At 72.8% G+C, this 246-nt stretch carries 1 protein-coding gene; it reads left to right on the forward strand.

The annotated features are described in order from the left end of the window. On the forward strand, nt 1-246 hold a 246-nt coding region (locus ADL01_RS27500; protein ID WP_159049650.1), incomplete at both ends, for a hypothetical protein.

Here is a 246-nt window from a genome sequence, read left to right on the forward strand (position 1 = left end):
GTACGACGACCTCGGCCGTGTCACCTACGTCCGCGAGGGATCGGCGACCGCGAACCCGGTGAAGTCGTTCTCGTACGACAGCCTGCCGGGCGCGCTGGGCCGGCCGGTCGCGTCGGTGCGGCACACGTCGGGCGGCGACTACATCAACCGCGTCACGGGTTACGACACGGACTACCGGCCCACGGGCACCGAGACGGTGATTCCGGCGGCGGGCCCGGCGACCGCGGGCCTGTCGGGCACGTACGC

Origin of the sequence: Streptomyces sp. NRRL WC-3618, assembly GCF_001280005.1 — a bacterium.
Taxonomy (GTDB): domain Bacteria; phylum Actinomycetota; class Actinomycetes; order Streptomycetales; family Streptomycetaceae; genus Streptomyces.